The following is a 16,686-nucleotide window of genomic DNA, read 5'->3' as shown; positions in this document are numbered from 1 at the left end:
ATGCAGCGAACCTGGCTTATGAATTTGAGAATGCAAGGAATTGTTGCTTTTATGGTATACTATAAGGGAATGACGGTTAGCTATTTTATTGAATATTGTAAATAAGGAGAAGGTTATGAAAAAACACACTTTTCTCACAATGGTACTTTTAGGAGGATTGATAATGATAGGATTGGCAGGATGTGGAGAAAATAAGAACAGTCGAGCATGGATTGAGAACAAAGTCTCTGAGGTTAGTCGTGTATATCCAACTGAAAATCTCTTTGACTTGTTTAAGCAATTTCCGGAAGGATTTGAGATTAGAAGTATTGATACTTACGATGAGACGAAGGACTATTCTCGTTACCAGAAGATTGAACTCGTAGGAAACGCAGAAACAAAAGAAATAACTGGCAATTTTAAAAGAATAGAAGCTCAAGGTAATCCTTATGAAGAAAAAGTGCTTTTAGAAAGCCGTATTGTGTACACTAAAAAAGGATTGGAATTTTTGAATCCAGAAGTTTCTAAAGATGATTTGTTTTATGATGGGTTTTTATTTCAAAAGTTAGAACTAAATAAAGCAATTTTGTCTCAATTGGAACTCAAAAAAACGTACTATAATTGGGAGACTGGTGATGCTTCTATTACTTATAAAAATGTAAATAGTAAAATTATTCAGGATTACTTCCATATACGAACAAGTGAGTCGTTAGACCTTTTTATTAGTGCAGACCACTCTGCAACTATTGGCTATGAATACGGTTATCCTGTGGTTTTTGACGGAGAAAATATATCTCATTCAGAACTTATAACAGGAAAAAGTAAGAGTATGGAGAAGATAGATGCCAAATAGTAATGTGCCAACCTTAGATGCTTCTAATTTAACTTATGAATTTGAGAATGTGCGAGTTAATCAGGGAGCAACTGACAATAATGTAATTCAATATGTAGAAAAGTACTCTAAGAAAAAACTCCCTCCCAACCTCCAATATCTAGATGATTTTCATGATAAGTCCTCCGGTACAAGTGGTACAGCCTTCCTAGATAAGGACAGTGGAGAGGTGATTATAGCCTATACGGGAACGAATCCTAATGGGGATTTCAGAAAAGATATAGCGACAGATGTCGGTAGTATAGCTATGGCGCTCGGTTTTCATTATGATGAAGCTTTCACATTTTACGAAAGGATTCGACAGAGATATGGGGATAATATTACTCTAACTGGACATTCTTTAGGAGGGAACATCGCTCAGAGGGTGGCCTTAGAGTATAACGCTCCCCGTACTGTGGTATATAACTCAGCGCCTCTCTACTTAGAAGGTCTTATCAAATCTGAAGATAAAATCATAGATTATCTGACTCCGTGGGATTCGGCAAGGGAGAAGATAATCAATAAACAAAAGACATTCACAGGTCAAGTAGTACGAATCCGGACTCAAGATGACTTTCTTAACAATATCTCAAAGCCTTTTTTAGGTGTATACTTGGGAGAGGATTATCTCCTTGAAAATTCTGGTGGACACAGCCTTGATCCAGATATTACGGGTGATAAAAATCAAATTAACCAAATCAAGGATATTTTGGAAAAACAGAGCCCAGAGAAGATGACTGAACTTGAAAAGAAGAACTATGAGACCCTGAAGAAATTACAAGGTGTCAAAAACGGACTTCTAAAGCAGTTGAATACTCAATTTTTATCCGATGGTAGTATAAGTAGCCATGAGATGTTTTTCTTGGACAGCGTCCAAGCAACAGCTGTTGCGACAGCAATGACAGAGAGTGTCAGCAACGGACACAGTGAGATTGAGGTAGTGGCGAAAAAAGCAGTTGCGGATGCTGAAACACTCTTCGATAAAAGTAAGGAAGTTCCTTGGTTCGTCACAGAATTAACTTATGATGAGATAGAGAATGTCTATGCAGAAGCTGGGGTAACTTATGATAGTATTGTGGGGGAGACTCAAAGACATTTTGATAAAAAAGTAAGTAAATCAGCTGCGATTGTAAAAGCCTTTACGGATCTGGAAACGAATATTCAGAAGGGTGTTGAACAAGCAGTTGAAGGAGATGAAAGCTTGGCAAGGGATATTAATCAATGGACAAACTAGAAGAAATTCAAATTAAAATAAATAAGCAAGAAGATGGTCTTTTGTCCTTGGAGGATGACTATAGAACTGCTAAGAAGAAAATAGAAGAATCTTATGAAAATTTGGATGATAATCGCTCTCAGTTGACCAGATTATATGAGGAATTTGAAAACATTGCTTATGATTTTGGTAAAAAGAATTCTGGAGATGAGAGAGAGCGCCACCAATTTCTGATACTCTTAGAATCTTATACAGTTGAGACCAGGAGTGAGTATTTTCGTCAATATGCTAAAATAGAGGCAAAAGATGAAGAATTGCAGACTCAGTACCGAAAAGAGCGTTCTCGCTTAGAAAAAGAGTTAGAAGAGAGTTATAGTCGAAGAAGAGAACTATATGAGTTAGAAAGGGAGCAGAAAAAATGCTAGTGGATTTAGTCATAGATGCTTTGATTGGCCCCATGTCAGAATCAGCCAGACGAGAAATCAAAAAAACATTGGAAAGAGCAGCTATCAAAGCATTTTGCGCTCCTCCGATAATATCAGGTAGAAAGGATATTGTAGATAAGTACGATGAGGAGATAGGGATTCTTGCTATGACAAATAAGACAGCTGTAACGACTTTAGCAGCACAAATGGATAGCTCAATTAATGGTTTAGGACAAAAAGCAATTAGCGAGGCTGTTAGTAAAAATAGTAACTCTTTTGAAGATTTAAATCCGAAAAAGAAAAAATAGTGCTTTGACCATAACATGTTCCTTCGCGACTTCTCCTTGCAAATATTTTTTCAAATATAATAGAGCCTTTTGTTTTCATCTAATTCAAGTAGAGCAAAAAATTTTTGCTCTTTTTTTGTATTTCATAAACATTTCATATTTGGGTTTTATAATAGTCTTACAAATATGGAGGTGACAAATGAATCCAATCCAAAGAGCTTGGGCTTATGTCAGCAGAAAACGACTGAGAAGTTTTATTTTATTTCTGATTTTATTGGTCCTATTGGCTGGAATTTCAGCCTGTTTGACTCTGATGAAGTCCAACAAAACAGTTGAAACCAATCTTTACAAATCACTCAATACCTCTTTTTCTATTAAGAAGATAGAAAATGGTCAGACATTCAAGTTGTCAGACCTAGCATCTGTAAGCAAGATTAAGGGACTGGAAACTGTTTCTCCTGAACTCGAGACGGTCGCAAAACTAAAAGACAAGGAAGCAGTGAGTGGAGAGCAGAGCGTGGAGCGTGATGATTTGTCAGCTGCGGACAGAAACCTGGTTAGCTTAACAGCTCTTGAGGATTCATCTAAGGATGTCACCTTTACCAGCTCGGCTTTCAACTTAAAAGAAGGGCGACATCTTCAAAAAAGGGATTCCAAGAAAATTCTCATCCACGAAGAGTTGGCTAAGAAGAATAGTCTTTCCCTTCATGACAAGATTGCCTTAGATGCTGGTCAGTCAGAAGCTGGCAAAGGGCAAACAGTGGAGTTTGAGATTGTCGGCATCTTTTCTGGTAAAAAACAAGAGAAATTTACAGGCTTGTCTTCTGACTTCAGTGAAAACCAAGTCTTTACAGACTATGAAAGTAGCCAAAGCCTTTTGGGAAATGGTGAATCTCTAGTCAGTGCAGCTCGCTTCTATGTAGAAAATCCTAAGGAAATGGACGGACTCATGAAGCAGGTAGAAAACTTGGCTTTGGAAAATCAAGGCTATCAAGTCGAAAAGGAAAACAAGGCTTTTGAACAAATTAAAGACTCAGTTGCTACTTTCCAAACCTTTCTGACCATCTTCCTTTATGGGATGTTGATAGCAGGAGCAGGGGCCTTAATTCTTGTTTTGTCTCTCTGGTTGAGAGAAAGGGTCTACGAAGTGGGAATTTTATTGGCACTTGGAAAAGGAAAGAGCTCGATCTTCCTACAATTCTGTTTAGAGGTAATTCTGGTATCTATCGGTGCTTTGCTTCCAGCATTTGCTGCAGGCAACGCAATCACAACTTACCTACTCCAAACCCTACTAGCAAGTGGAGATCAGGCAGTCTTACAAGACACGCTAGCCAAAGCAAGTGGTCTATCAAGTAGTTTATTATCTTTTGCAGAATCCTATGTTTTTCTAGTTCTGCTTAGTTGCTTATCTGTAGCCCTTTGTTTCCTATTCTTATTTAGAAAATCGCCTAAAGAAATTTTATCATCTATTAGTTAAGAAGGAGAAATCATGACTTTATTACAATTACAAGATGTTACCTACCGTTATAAGAACACTGCTGAAGCAGTCCTATATCAGATCAATTATAATTTTGAACCCGGGAAATTTTACAGTATTATTGGTGAGTCAGGAGCAGGAAAATCCACACTCTTGTCCCTACTTGCTGGTCTAGATAGTCCTGTTGAGGGTTCTATCCTTTTTCAAGGAGAGGACATTCGTAAGAAGGGCTATTCCTACCATCGCATGCACCATATTTCCCTGGTCTTCCAAAATTATAACTTGATAGATTATCTTTCTCCACTGGAAAATATCCGCTTGGTCAATAAAAAGGCAAGTAAGGATACACTTCTTGAGCTTGGTTTAGATGAAAGTCAGATCAAGCGGAATGTTCTCCAGTTATCAGGTGGTCAACAGCAACGTGTTGCCATTGCTCGTAGTTTGGTATCAGAAGCTCCAGTTATTCTAGCGGATGAGCCAACGGGAAATCTGGACCCTAAAACTGCTGGAGATATTGTCGAACTGCTCAAATCACTTGCCCAGAAAACAGGTAAATGTGTCATCGTCGTCACCCACAGCAAAGAAGTGGCACAAGCGTCAGATATTACACTTGAGTTGAAAGATAAGAAACTGACTGAAACTCGCAATACGACGAAATAATATGAGCTTTTTCTGTTAGAACTATAAAATAGAACAACATCTAGAAAGGGAATCTATGTTACACAATGCATTTGCCTATGTTACAAGGAAGTTTTTCAAATCGATTGTCATCTTCCTGATTATTCTCCTCATGGCGAGCTTGAGTTTGGTCGGCTTGTCGATCAAGGGAGCTACTGCCAAGGCTTCTCAGGAGACCTTTAAAAATATCACCAACAGCTTCTCCATGCAAATCAATCGTCGCGTCAATCAAGGAACGCCACGTGGTGCTGGGAATATCAAGGGTGAAGATATCAAAAAAATCACCGAAAACAAGGCCATTGAGTCTTATGTTAAACGCATCAACGCTATCGGAGATTTGACTGGCTATGAACTCATCGAAACGCCAGAAACCAAGAAAAATCTGACTCCTGACCGTGCCAAACATTTTGGAAGTAGCTTGATGATTACAGGTGTCAATGACTCTTCTAAAGAAGACAAGTTTGTCTCTGGTTCTTATAAGCTGGTCGAAGGTGAGCACTTAAACAACGACGACAAGGACAAGATCCTCCTGCACAAGGACTTGGCAGCCAAACACGGCTGGAAAGTAGGGGACAAGGTTAAACTAGACTCTAATATCTACGATGCAGACAATGAAAAAGGTGCCAAGGAAACAGTCGAAGTGACAATCAAGGGACTCTTTGATGGTCATAATAAGTCAGCAGTAACCTACTCACAAGAACTCTATGAAAATACAGCTATCACAGACATTCACACTGCTGCAAAACTTTATGGATACACAGAAGACACAGCTATTTATGGGGACGCAACCTTCTTTGTAACAGCGGACAAGAACTTGGATGATGTTATGAAAGAGTTGAATGGTATCAGTGGTATCAACTGGAAGAGCTATACACTCGTTAAGAGCTCATCTAACTACCCAGCTCTTGAGCAATCCATCTCTGGTATGTACAAGATGGCCAATCTCCTCTTCTGGGGTAGCTTGAGTTTCTCAGTCCTTCTCCTTGCCCTCTTACTCAGCCTTTGGATCAATGCCCGTCGCAAGGAAGTGGGAATTCTCCTCTCTATCGGTCTTAAGCAGGCAAGTATCTTGGGTCAATTTATCACAGAATCCATCTTGATTGCCATCCCTGCTCTTGTTTCTGCTTATTTCTTAGCTAACTACACAGCTCGTGCGATTGGAAATACTGTTCTTGCCAATGTCACTTCAGGTGTTGCCAAGCAAGCCAGCAAGGCTGCTCAAGCCTCTAACCTTGGTGGTGGTGCAGAAGTAGATGGCTTTAGCAAGACCTTGTCGAGCCTAGATATTTCTATTCAGACATCGGACTTTATCATCGTCTTTGTCCTTGCCTTGGTTCTAGTGGTTCTCGTTATGGCGCTTGCTTCAAGCAATCTCCTTAGAAAACAACCAAAAGAACTCTTGCTGGATAGCGAATAACAAACTTGCTACCTATTCTCCTCTAAATGGGGTATAATATAGGTAGCATTTTTATCTATTTTATCTTGATAAGGCCTCTTCCTTTCAGGATGAAATTGAGATGATTTACAAGAAATTTAAAGGAATGTGAAACGTTTTTTCTATGAAAATTTTAATTGTAGAAGATGAAGAGATGATCCGTGAGGGGGTCAGTGATTATTTGACGGATTGTGGCTATGAAACCATTGAGGCGGCAGATGGGCAAGAAGCCTTAGAAAAATTTTCCAGCTATGAAGTAGCCTTGGTTTTACTGGATATCCAGATGCCCAAACTCAATGGCTTAGAAGTGCTAGCTGAGATTCGCAAAACCAGCCAAGTCCCTGTCTTGATGTTAACAGCCTTTCAGGATGAGGAATACAAGATGAGTGCCTTTTCCTCTCTGGCAGATGGCTATCTGGAAAAACCTTTTTCTCTATCCCTCTTAAAAGTAAGGGTGGACGCGATTTTCAAGCGATACTACGATACAGGACGAATCTTCTCCTATAAGGATACCAGGGTGGACTTTGAGAGCTACAGTGCCAGCCTAGCAGGTGAGGAAGTAGCTGTTAATGCTAAAGAGTTGGAAATTCTTGATTATTTGGTTAAAAATGAAGGAAGGGCCTTGACCCGATCTCAGATTATTGATGCCGTCTGGAAAGCGACAGATGAGGTTCCCTTTGACCGAGTCATTGATGTTTATATCAAGGAACTGCGGAAAAAGCTAGACCTAGACTGCATCCTCACTGTGCGCAATGTTGGTTATAAATTGGAGCGAAAATGAAACGAACAGGTTTATTTACAAAGATATTCATCTACACCTTCTCGACTTTTAGTGTTCTGGTCATTTGTCTTCATTTAGCTATTTATTTTCTTTTTCCTTCGACTTATCTGAGTCATCGTCAGGAAACCATTGGCCAGAAAGCGACAGCCATTGCCCAGTCCCTAGAAGGAAAGGATAGGCAGAGTATCGAGCAAGTCTTAGACTTGTATTCCCAGACTAGTGATATCAAGGGGGCTGTCAAGGGAGAAATGACCGAGGACAAGTTAGAAGTCAAGGACAGTCTTCCTCTGGATACAGACCGCCAAACCACCTCCCTCTTTATCGAGGAGCGTGAGGTGAAAACGCAGGACGGTGGTACCATGACTCTCCAGTTTTTAGCGTCCATGGATTTGCAAAAGGAAGCAGAGCAGATTAGTCTTCAGTTTCTTCCCTATACCTTGCTGGCATCTTTTCTGATTTCCCTTTTGGTGGCTTACATATATGCTCGGACTATCGTTGCCCCGATATTGGAAATCAAGCGGGTGACCCGACGGATGATGGAACTGGATGCCCAAGTGCGATTGCGCGTGGATTCCAAGGATGAGATTGGTGATCTCAAGGAACAAATCAATAGCCTTTACCAGCATCTCTTGACTGTCATTACGGACTTGCATGACAAGAATGAAGCTATTCTCCAGCTGGAAAAGATGAAGGTTGAGTTCCTACGTGGTGCTTCCCATGAATTGAAAACACCGCTGGCTAGTTTGAAAATCCTGATCGAAAACATGAAAGAAAATGTCGGACGTTATAAGGATAGAGATCACTATCTGGGAGTTGCCTTGGGGATTGTGGATGAACTCAATCACCACGTTCTCCAGATACTTTCTCTCTCGTCTGTGCAGGAATTGCGAGATGATAGGGAACAAATTGACCTACACCAGATAACGCAAAGTTTAGTTCAAGATTATGCTTTACTAGCCAAGGAAAGAGAACTTCAAATTGAAAATAGTTTGAACCATCAGCAGGCCTATCTAAACCCATCAGTTATGAAGTTGATTTTGTCTAACCTCATCAGTAATGCTATCAAGCACTCTGTTCCAGGCGGCTTGGTCCGCATCGGGGAGAGAGAAGGGGAACTTTTTATAGAAAATAGCTGCAGTCCAGAAGAACGAGAAAAACTAGCCCAGTCTTTTTCTGATAATGCTAGTCGCAAGGCCAAAGGGTCTGGGATGGGTCTCTTTGTGGTCAAGAGTCTATTAGAACATGAAAAATTATCCTATCGTTTCGAGGTGCAGGAGAATCGTTTGACCTTCTTCATAGCTTTTCCAAAAGCCGCCCAAGACTAGGAATAGAAAGGGTTTACATAGATGAAGCTAGAAGAAATTCAATCGAAACTGCGGGAAAAACTAGATTTTTTTATCAAAAAGTGATAAAATGAACAATGTAAATGGGATGACCCATAAAAATATACAGGAGGCCTGATAAAATGGCAATCGTTTCAGCAGAAAAATTTGTCCAAGCAGCTCGTGACAACGGTTATGCAGTTGGTGGATTTAACACAAACAACCTTGAGTGGACTCAAGCTATCTTGCGCGCAGCAGAAGCTAAAAAAGCTCCAGTTTTGATCCAAACTTCAATGGGTGCTGCTAAATACATGGGTGGTTACAAAGTTGCTCGCAACTTGATCGCTAACCTTGTTGAATCAATGGGTATCACTGTACCAGTAGCTATCCACCTTGACCACGGTCACTACGAAGATGCACTTGAGTGTATCGAAGTTGGTTACACTTCAATCATGTTTGACGGTTCACACCTTCCAGTTGAAGAAAACCTTAAATTGGCTAAAGAAGTTGTTGAAAAAGCACACGCTAAAGGTATCTCAGTAGAAGCTGAAGTTGGTACTATCGGTGGTGAAGAAGACGGAATCATCGGTAAAGGTGAATTGGCTCCAATCGAAGACGCTAAAGCAATGGTTGAAACTGGTATCGACTTCTTGGCAGCTGGTATCGGTAACATCCACGGTCCTTACCCAGCTAACTGGGAAGGTCTTGACCTTGACCACTTGCAAAAATTGACAGAAGCTCTTCCTGGATTCCCAATCGTATTGCACGGTGGATCAGGTATTCCTGATGAGCAAATCCAAGCAGCTATCAAACTTGGTGTTGCGAAAGTTAACGTTAACACTGAATGCCAAATTGCATTCGCTAACGCAACTCGTAAATTTGCTCGTGACTACGAAGCAAACGAAGCAGAATACGACAAGAAAAAACTCTTCGACCCACGTAAATTCTTGGCTGACGGTGTAAAAGCTATCCAAGCATCAGTTGAAGAACGTATCGACGTATTCGGTTCAGAAGGTAAAGCTTAATCTAGCTGAATAATACAGATGAAACCTACCCATTGGGTGGGTTTTTTGGTGTGGGAAAAATAAAATATATGATATAGACTTTGTATTATGCCTTTGATATAATTAATTTAGCTTAAAGGTAAATATCAAGTTTTTAAAAAATCGGCTTTTAATGTGTTGTACTATATATTTTTAAAACTTGATAAAGTTACTAGCTAGTTTTAGTATATTAGAATTATTGGAGTTTAGGTTAGAGATGAAAGATAATATCGTAAGTTTTTTTCAGTATTTTTTATGGAAAAGAAAAATTAAAGAGGTTCATACTCACAGTGAGGCTAGTGTTAGACGAGCTTTTAGGTCTATTGCACAGAATGGATTTGATTATTATGGTGAGTCAGTACCTTATGGTCGGGCTAAGTGGTTTATTGAGTCAGAAAAAGAATTTTATAACGAATTCTCTAATACTGAATTTGAATATTTTGGCTATTCTCCGGTTAGAAGTTTAAAGGAAGAAGATTTCAAAGAATATGGTTTACTCTTGACCCAGTATGGAATTTTTGAAAAAATGCAAATCAAGGATCAAGAAAGGTGTAATGTACAATTTTTTCCATTTTCCAATTTATGGAAAGTAGAGGTAGATGACAATGATCAGTTAGTATTTTACTATCCATATGGGATTATTAAGCGTTTGAATGTCTCGAATAGTTTGAACTATGTTGTTAGAGAATTGAATGAATTGATTACTTCTGGTTATACAAATGATGTACAAGTTGAAAATTTAAACACACAGTTATTAAAAATTGGTAAAAAAAATATTAACTCAGCTACCTTTAGAAGAGGAACTGAAATAGGAGTTGTTTCTTGGATTTTATTAAGTGTAGGTGATAGATTGCATAAAGCTCAAATAAATGCAATGATTAGTGCTCCTTCAGGGCATGGACATGCAGCTGAGTATGCAAATAATCTAATGGATAAGATTAAATATCCATTCCACCATGTAAGACAAACAGGTCAAGATAATGCAAAAAATGGTGCGGATAGAATGGTTGGAAATCAAAAAATTCAAACTAAGTACTATAACAATGCTAGAGGTACTGTAAATGCAGCTTTTGAATCTAAAAACGATGGAGGGATGTATAAGTATAATGGAATGAAATTGGAAGTTCCTAAAGATCAATATGATAAAGCAGTAGAGTTATTTGAAGAAAAAATTAGACAAGGTAAAGTTGAAGGAGTTAATAATCCAGCTGAGGCAAAAAATATCATCAGAAAAGGTCATATTACCTATAATGAAGCAAAATTGATAGCTAAAGGAGGTAATTTGACCTCTATTAAATTTGATGCAATTGATGGAGCTATTAATTCATTACCAGGTGTAGGTATAAGCTTTGTTATTGTCTTTTCTCAGGCTAAATGGTCTGGTGCAGAAACCAAAGATGCGGCTCTAATGGCTGGTAAAGCAGGATTACGAACCCTAGCTATGGGAACTAGTATCTATGTTGCGTCACAACAATTCGCAAAAATATTTACAAAACAAATTAATGATTATTTTGGAAAAAAAATTACAGCTGAAGTGGTTGCAAGACGAGCTGCGCCAGTGATATCGTTCGCTATTATTATGGGTCCAGATATTTTTGAAACTCTTGTTGGAAGAATTTCTTCCCAGCAGTTATTAAAAAATGCAGCAGTTGCTGGGGGCGGTATGATGGCAGGAGCTGGTGCAGGTGCAGTTGGTGGTGCAATTGCTGGACCAATAGGAGCATTTGCAGGTGCGATTATAGGAGGAATTGCAGGAGGAATAGGAGCAAAAGCAATTGCGGATCAATTCATAGAAGATGATCGTGTGGAAATGTTTGCTCAATTAAAAGAAGAGTTTATTGATATTGTAATGGTTATTTCGCTATCTCAGAAAGAATTTAATAAAATTCAAGAAGATGTCTTTAATGAACAATTGGAAAGTTTACTGAAGGACATGTTCCAGCAGAAAGAAAATAGTCGAACTTATGCAAAAGAGTTTGTTGAGGAAAAAGTTAAATCTGTCATAAAAGATAGAAAACGAGTTGAATTGAAGGAAATTATTGAGGCAGTTCAAGTAATAAATGATGTTCAAGACTCATCGGAATCAGGATGGACACAAAATGATGGTGCTTGGTACTATCTAAATAATAGCGGTTCTTTAGCAAGGGGTTGGATTCAAGATAATGAACATTGGTACTATCTAAGTGAAGATGGAGCTCTGGTAACAGGTTGGTTTCAATATAATGATGTCTGGTATTACTTGAAAGATAATGGCGCTATGGCGACAGGTTGGATTCAAGATTCAGGGAAATGGTATTATTTAAATGAAGACGGATCAATGGTAACAGGTTGGTACCAAGTTGGCGAAACATGGTATTATTCATATTCTTCAGGAGAACTCGCAGTTAATACTACCATAGACGGGTATAGAGTTAATGAAAATGGGGAATGTGTTGATTAAATTGAATATTTGAGATGAAATCATTTTTAATACCAGCCTGCCCATGAGGGTGGGTTTTTTGGTGTTTTAAGGGAACAATTAAACCAGAATTTTTGATTAAAAGTATTATTTTAAGAGAAAAATTTTCAATTTCATAAACTTTAGGCAAACGCTTGCATTCTATTTTTTATTGGATTATAATAGTTTGGTATAAAGCCTTTTGTAGTAATAAAATGTAGAAGGTATAGAAACTAAGGATTTAGAATATTTGTAGTCAAAAATACAATGTTGCTATTCCTTGCGATAGGGAGATAGATATGGCAATGATAGAAGTGGAACATCTTCAGAAAAATTTTGTGAAGACAGTTAAGGAACCGGGATTGAAGGGGGCATTACGCTCCTTTATTCATCCTGAAAAACAGACCTTTGAAGCGGTCAAGGATTTGACTTTTGAGGTACCAAAGGGGCAGATTTTAGGCTTCATCGGGGCTAATGGTGCTGGGAAGTCGACAACCATTAAAATGCTGACAGGGATTTTAAAACCTACATCTGGTTATTGTCGGATTAACGGCAAGATTCCTCAGAACAATCGTCAAGATTATGTCAAAGATATTGGCGTAGTTTTTGGACAACGAACCCAGCTATGGTGGGATTTGGCGCTGCAAGAGACCTACACGGTCTTGAAGGAGATTTACGATGTGCCAGACTCGCTCTTTCATAAGCGTATGGACTTTTTGAATGAAGTCTTGGATTTGAAGGACTTTATCAAGGATCCTGTGCGAACTCTTTCACTTGGGCAACGGATGCGTGCGGATATTGCAGCTTCCTTGCTTCACAATCCTAAAGTTCTCTTTTTAGATGAACCGACCATTGGTTTGGACGTTTCGGTCAAGGATAACATTCGTCGAGCTATTACTCAGATCAATCAGGAGGAAGAAACTACCATTCTCCTGACCACTCATGACCTGAGCGACATTGAGCAACTTTGTGATCGGATTTTTATGATTGATAAGGGCCAAGAGATTTTTGATGGAACGGTTAGCCAGCTCAAGGAAACCTTTGGAAAGATGAAGACTCTTTCTTTTGAACTGCTACCAGGTCAAAGTCATTTCCTTTCTCACTATGAAGGCTTTTCGGATATGACAATTGATAGACAAGGAAATAGTCTCAACATTGAATTCGATAGTTCTCGCTACCAGTCAGCTGACATTATCAAGCAGACCCTATCTGATTTTGAGATCCGCGATTTGAAGATGGTGGATACGGATATTGAGGATATTATCCGTCGCTTCTACCGAAAGGAGCTCTAGGATGATCAAATTGTGGAGACGTTATAAACCTTTTATCAATGCAGGGGTTCAGGAGTTGATTACTTACCGAGTCAACTTTATTCTCTATCGGATTGGCGATGTCATGGGGGCTTTTGTGGCCTTTTATCTCTGGAAGGCTGTCTTTGATTCCTCGCAGGAGTCCTTGATTCAGGGCTTCAGTATGGTAGATATCACTCTCTACATCATTATGAGTTTTGTGACCAATCTTCTGACCAGGTCGGATAGCTCCTTTATGATTGGGGAGGAGGTCAAGGATGGTTCCATTATCATGCGCTTGTTGAGACCAGTGCATTTTGCAGCCTCTTATCTTTTTACCGAGCTTGGGTCTAAGTGGTTGATTTTTATCAGCGTTGGCCTTCCATTTTTAAGTGTCATTGTTTTGATGAAAATCTTATCTGGGCAAGAGATTGTAGAAGTGCTGGGATTAACTGTCCTTTATCTTTTTAGCTTAACGCTGGCCTATCTGATTAACTTTTTCTTTAATATCTGCTTTGGATTTTCTGCCTTTGTGTTTAAAAATCTATGGGGTTCTAATCTACTCAAGACTTCCATAGTGGCTTTTATGTCTGGAAGTTTGATTCCCTTGGCTTTCTTTCCAAAGGTTGTTTCAGATATTCTGTCCTTCCTGCCTTTTTCATCCTTGATTTACACTCCAGTCATGATTATCGTTGGGAAATACGATGCCAGTCAGATGCTTCAAGCACTCCTTTTGCAGTTCTTCTGGCTCTTAGTGATGGTGGGCTTGTCTCAGTTGATTTGGAAACGAGTCCAGTCATTCATTACCATTCAGGGAGGTTAGTATGAAAAAATATCAACGCATGCATCTGATTTTTATCAGACAATACATCAAACAAATCATGGAATACAAGGTGGATTTTGTAGTTGGTGTACTGGGAGTATTTCTGACTCAAGGCTTGAATCTCTTGTTTCTCAATGTCATCTTTCAACACATCCCATCCCTAGAAGGCTGGACTTTTCAAGAAATAGCCTTTATCTATGGTTTTTCCTTGATTCCCAAGGGTTTGGACCATCTCTTTTTTGATAATCTCTGGGCGTTAGGGCAACGCTTGGTGCGAAAAGGGGAGTTTGACAAATACCTGACTCGTCCTATCAACCCTCTCTTTCATATTCTAGTTGAGACCTTTCAGATTGATGCTTTGGGCGAACTCTTGGTTGGTGGGATCCTACTAGCGACAACGGTATCTAGCATTGCCTGGACTCTTCCAAAATTCCTGCTTTTCCTAGTCTGCATACCATTTGCGACCTTGATTTATACTTCCTTGAAAATCGCGACAGCCAGTATCGCTTTTTGGACCAAGCAGTCAGGCGCTATGATTTACATTTTTTATATGTTTAATGACTTTGCCAAGTATCCAATTTCGATTTACAATTCTCTTCTTCGTTGGTTGATTAGCTTTATCGTGCCTTTCGCTTTTACAGCCTATTATCCAGCTAGCTATTTCTTGCAGGACAAGGATGTAATCTTTAACATCGGGGGTTTGATGTTGATTTCCCTTCTTTTCTTTGTCATTTCCCTTAAACTTTGGGATAGGGGCTTGGATGCCTACGAAAGTGCGGGTTCGTAAATAATAAAATATCAAAGCCTTGTCTCAGGACAGGCTTTTTTTAATAGAGATGAAAATTTCTTGACACCTATTCTCAGAGTGCTATACTTTATGTGTAATCGCCGATTTAGCTCAGTTGGTAGAGCAAGGCACTCGTAAAGCCTAGGTCACAGGTTCAATCCCTGCAATCGGCAAAGTGAAGAAGCTCAAAGCCTTGTCTTGGGACAGGGCTTTTTTATATGTTAGGAACATGCCTTGAAGCTAATTCTAGAGTGTTAAACTAGATGAAAAAAGAAGCAATAAGATGTAATTCAATTGCAGTTAGTCTAAATGAATGAAAAAGATGGGATAGCACCTTAGAATCAGATCTTGTAGGTTTTTCTTTGATTCCTATTATAGGAATTATTGGAAAGATAGTGTAAAAGGAATTTTATAGAAAATTTTTTTCAAATAAAATACTGATAAAGTACAGATATTGAGAGCGTTAGATTTTTGGTTAAGCTTTGAGAGGCGGTTCATGATAAAAAATTTTTTACATTCATGATATAATATGGCTATATTCACATGTTATAGGAGAATATTCATGAAAAAACGTACTTTGCTTTGGTTAGTTTTAGCCCTTGTAATTTTTGGAGGAGCCGCATGGATGGCACAAGAAACAAATCTATTTGGAGGAGTCTTTCTTAGTCCACGGTCTAAGCAGTTGGCTTATTTGAAGGAGCATGAAGAAGAGATTGTAAAATTTGTAAAGTCTAAAAATTCAAAGATTGAATCTGTTCAGATGGATTGGAATAGTTTAACTGTTGAACAGATAGGGAATGGAACTCCACAAGGTGGAGGTTATAATCTATCAGTGAAGGGTTCTTTTAATTATATAAAGGATTCTGACTTTACAATAGATTTTCGATTAAAAACTAAAAATGATGTACCTTCAATAGAACGGATTGGCATGTACAATCCCCCTAGAGTGTTAAAAAATGGAGGTTGGGACAAGTATGACGGATAGTAATTTAAAAGACTATAGCAACTTTTATGCGGATTTAGCACAGTCGGCTTATAGAGGGAGGCCAAATACTTTATCACGCTATAATAATGCTTTAAACTGGACTTTAATAGATTATTCACAAGATATAGATGACGATGGTGAAATCACTCCCGGAGGTAAAAAACTTCCTCATGACGGTAAAGTCTACTTGCAACCAGATCCTGATCTAAGAGATACTTATAAAGTCACATCGGTACCAGTTCCTGATACGAATGGGATGAGGCAGGATACTCATCACAAGCGTTATCAAAAAGGATTGTTAACGGATGATGAAGCTGGTTTCAGTGCCTACTACTTAACGGATACGCCAACCTTGACTAATGATACCAAGAAAACCTATATGGCTATTCGTGGAAGTGATGCCATCAGTAAAGAAAATTGGAACGACTGGGTTGACAATGATGCGAAGTTTGCTCTTAACCACATCCATATACCGCAAGCCAAGTTAGCGACAGTAGGAATGAAAGCTAAAATCGCTGAGATGCTTGAAAAAGCTCCGCTTGCTACGATGGACATCACAGGTCACTCCCTTGGAACTATTGTCTCTGTCCAAGGGGTGGCGGGTCTCAGCGATGAAGAACTTGAGAAAATCGGCAAAGTCGTTCTCTTTGATGGTCCAGACACGACAAAGAGCTTAAAGAAAATGGGCCTCAGCGATGAGAAAATCAAAAAGATTAGCGAAAAGATCGAGTATTATGTCAATCCTTTTGATATCGTGGGCATGCTCAATCGTGAGCACACCATTGCCAAATTACCTGGGTAATCTATAATAAAAAACTATACTTATTATAAGTATTTTTTTACATTCATGATAT

General features: G+C 38.9%; 15 protein-coding genes, 1 tRNA gene and 1 pseudogene. All 17 read left to right on the top strand.

The window, feature by feature from the left end:
• Window positions 1–115: 115 nt before the first annotated feature.
• Window positions 116–832, top strand: coding sequence for a hypothetical protein (locus tag SK578_RS02860; RefSeq protein WP_042750407.1), 717 nt, complete (start codon window positions 116–118; stop codon window positions 830–832).
• On the top strand, window positions 822–2,084 hold the full coding sequence (locus tag SK578_RS02855) for a Tle-like phospholipase domain-containing protein (protein WP_042750405.1): 1,263 nt from the start codon (window positions 822–824) through the stop codon (window positions 2,082–2,084). The genes SK578_RS02860 and SK578_RS02855 overlap by 11 nt, the downstream gene beginning before the upstream one ends.
• Window positions 2,072–2,488, top strand: coding sequence for a hypothetical protein (locus tag SK578_RS02850; protein WP_042750403.1), 417 nt, complete (start codon window positions 2,072–2,074; stop codon window positions 2,486–2,488). Before SK578_RS02855 ends, SK578_RS02850 begins: the two co-directional genes overlap by 13 nt.
• Window positions 2,482–2,796, top strand: coding sequence for a hypothetical protein (locus tag SK578_RS02845; protein ID WP_042750402.1), 315 nt, complete (start codon window positions 2,482–2,484; stop codon window positions 2,794–2,796). The genes SK578_RS02850 and SK578_RS02845 overlap by 7 nt, the downstream gene beginning before the upstream one ends.
• 178 nt (window positions 2,797–2,974) lie before the next feature.
• A complete protein-coding gene (locus SK578_RS02840; protein ID WP_042750400.1) occupies window positions 2,975–4,252 on the top strand; it encodes an ABC transporter permease in 1,278 nt (425 codons plus the stop codon).
• Window positions 4,253–4,264: 12 nt separating this feature from the next.
• Entirely contained in the window at window positions 4,265–4,912 is a 648-nt protein-coding gene (gene vex2, locus SK578_RS02835) for an ABC transporter ATP-binding subunit Vex2 (protein WP_000173751.1), read from the top strand.
• A 55-nt stretch (window positions 4,913–4,967) separates the two neighbouring features.
• Window positions 4,968–6,347: an ABC transporter permease subunit Vex3 gene (gene vex3 / locus SK578_RS02830; RefSeq protein ID WP_042750397.1), complete on the top strand. Its 1,380-nt coding sequence runs from the start codon at window positions 4,968–4,970 to the stop codon at window positions 6,345–6,347.
• A gap of 142 nt (window positions 6,348–6,489) precedes the next feature.
• Window positions 6,490–7,146, top strand: a complete 657-nt coding sequence (vncR, locus tag SK578_RS02825; protein ID WP_042750395.1) for a response regulator transcription factor VncR — start codon at window positions 6,490–6,492, stop codon at window positions 7,144–7,146.
• Window positions 7,143–8,471 (top strand): sensor histidine kinase VncS, encoded by a 1,329-nt coding sequence (gene vncS / locus SK578_RS02820; RefSeq protein WP_042750393.1) that lies wholly within the window; start codon window positions 7,143–7,145, stop codon window positions 8,469–8,471. The genes vncR and vncS overlap by 4 nt, the downstream gene beginning before the upstream one ends.
• Before the next feature lie 140 nt (window positions 8,472–8,611).
• Window positions 8,612–9,493, top strand: a complete 882-nt coding sequence (locus SK578_RS02815; protein ID WP_001019001.1) for a class II fructose-bisphosphate aldolase — start codon at window positions 8,612–8,614, stop codon at window positions 9,491–9,493.
• 235 nt (window positions 9,494–9,728) lie between these two features.
• Entirely contained in the window at window positions 9,729–11,951 is a 2,223-nt protein-coding gene (locus SK578_RS02810) for an N-acetylmuramoyl-L-alanine amidase family protein (RefSeq protein WP_042750391.1), read from the top strand.
• A 296-nt stretch (window positions 11,952–12,247) separates the two neighbouring features.
• A complete protein-coding gene (locus SK578_RS02805) occupies window positions 12,248–13,240 on the top strand; it encodes an ABC transporter ATP-binding protein (RefSeq protein WP_042750389.1) in 993 nt (330 codons plus the stop codon).
• Between the two features lies 1 nt (window position 13,241).
• Entirely contained in the window at window positions 13,242–14,060 is an 819-nt protein-coding gene (locus SK578_RS02800; RefSeq protein WP_042750387.1) for an ABC transporter permease, read from the top strand.
• Between the two features lies 1 nt (window position 14,061).
• Window positions 14,062–14,847 (top strand): ABC transporter permease, encoded by a 786-nt coding sequence (locus tag SK578_RS02795; protein ID WP_042750385.1) that lies wholly within the window; start codon window positions 14,062–14,064, stop codon window positions 14,845–14,847.
• 100 nt (window positions 14,848–14,947) lie between these two features.
• Window positions 14,948–15,020: transfer RNA gene (locus SK578_RS02790), tRNA-Thr, on the top strand.
• A 389-nt stretch (window positions 15,021–15,409) separates the two neighbouring features.
• On the top strand, window positions 15,410–15,832 hold the full coding sequence (locus tag SK578_RS02785) for a hypothetical protein (protein ID WP_042750384.1): 423 nt from the start codon (window positions 15,410–15,412) through the stop codon (window positions 15,830–15,832).
• Window positions 15,822–16,631: pseudogene (locus SK578_RS02780) on the top strand (alpha/beta hydrolase family protein); the annotation flags it as partial. The gene SK578_RS02785 and the pseudogene SK578_RS02780, both read left to right, overlap by 11 nt.
• Window positions 16,632–16,686 lie beyond the last annotated feature (55 nt).

The organism is Streptococcus mitis, assembly GCF_000722755.1.
GTDB classification, from domain to species: domain Bacteria; phylum Bacillota; class Bacilli; order Lactobacillales; family Streptococcaceae; genus Streptococcus; species Streptococcus mitis_CM.
This window is presented reverse-complemented; position numbering and strand designations above follow the sequence as displayed.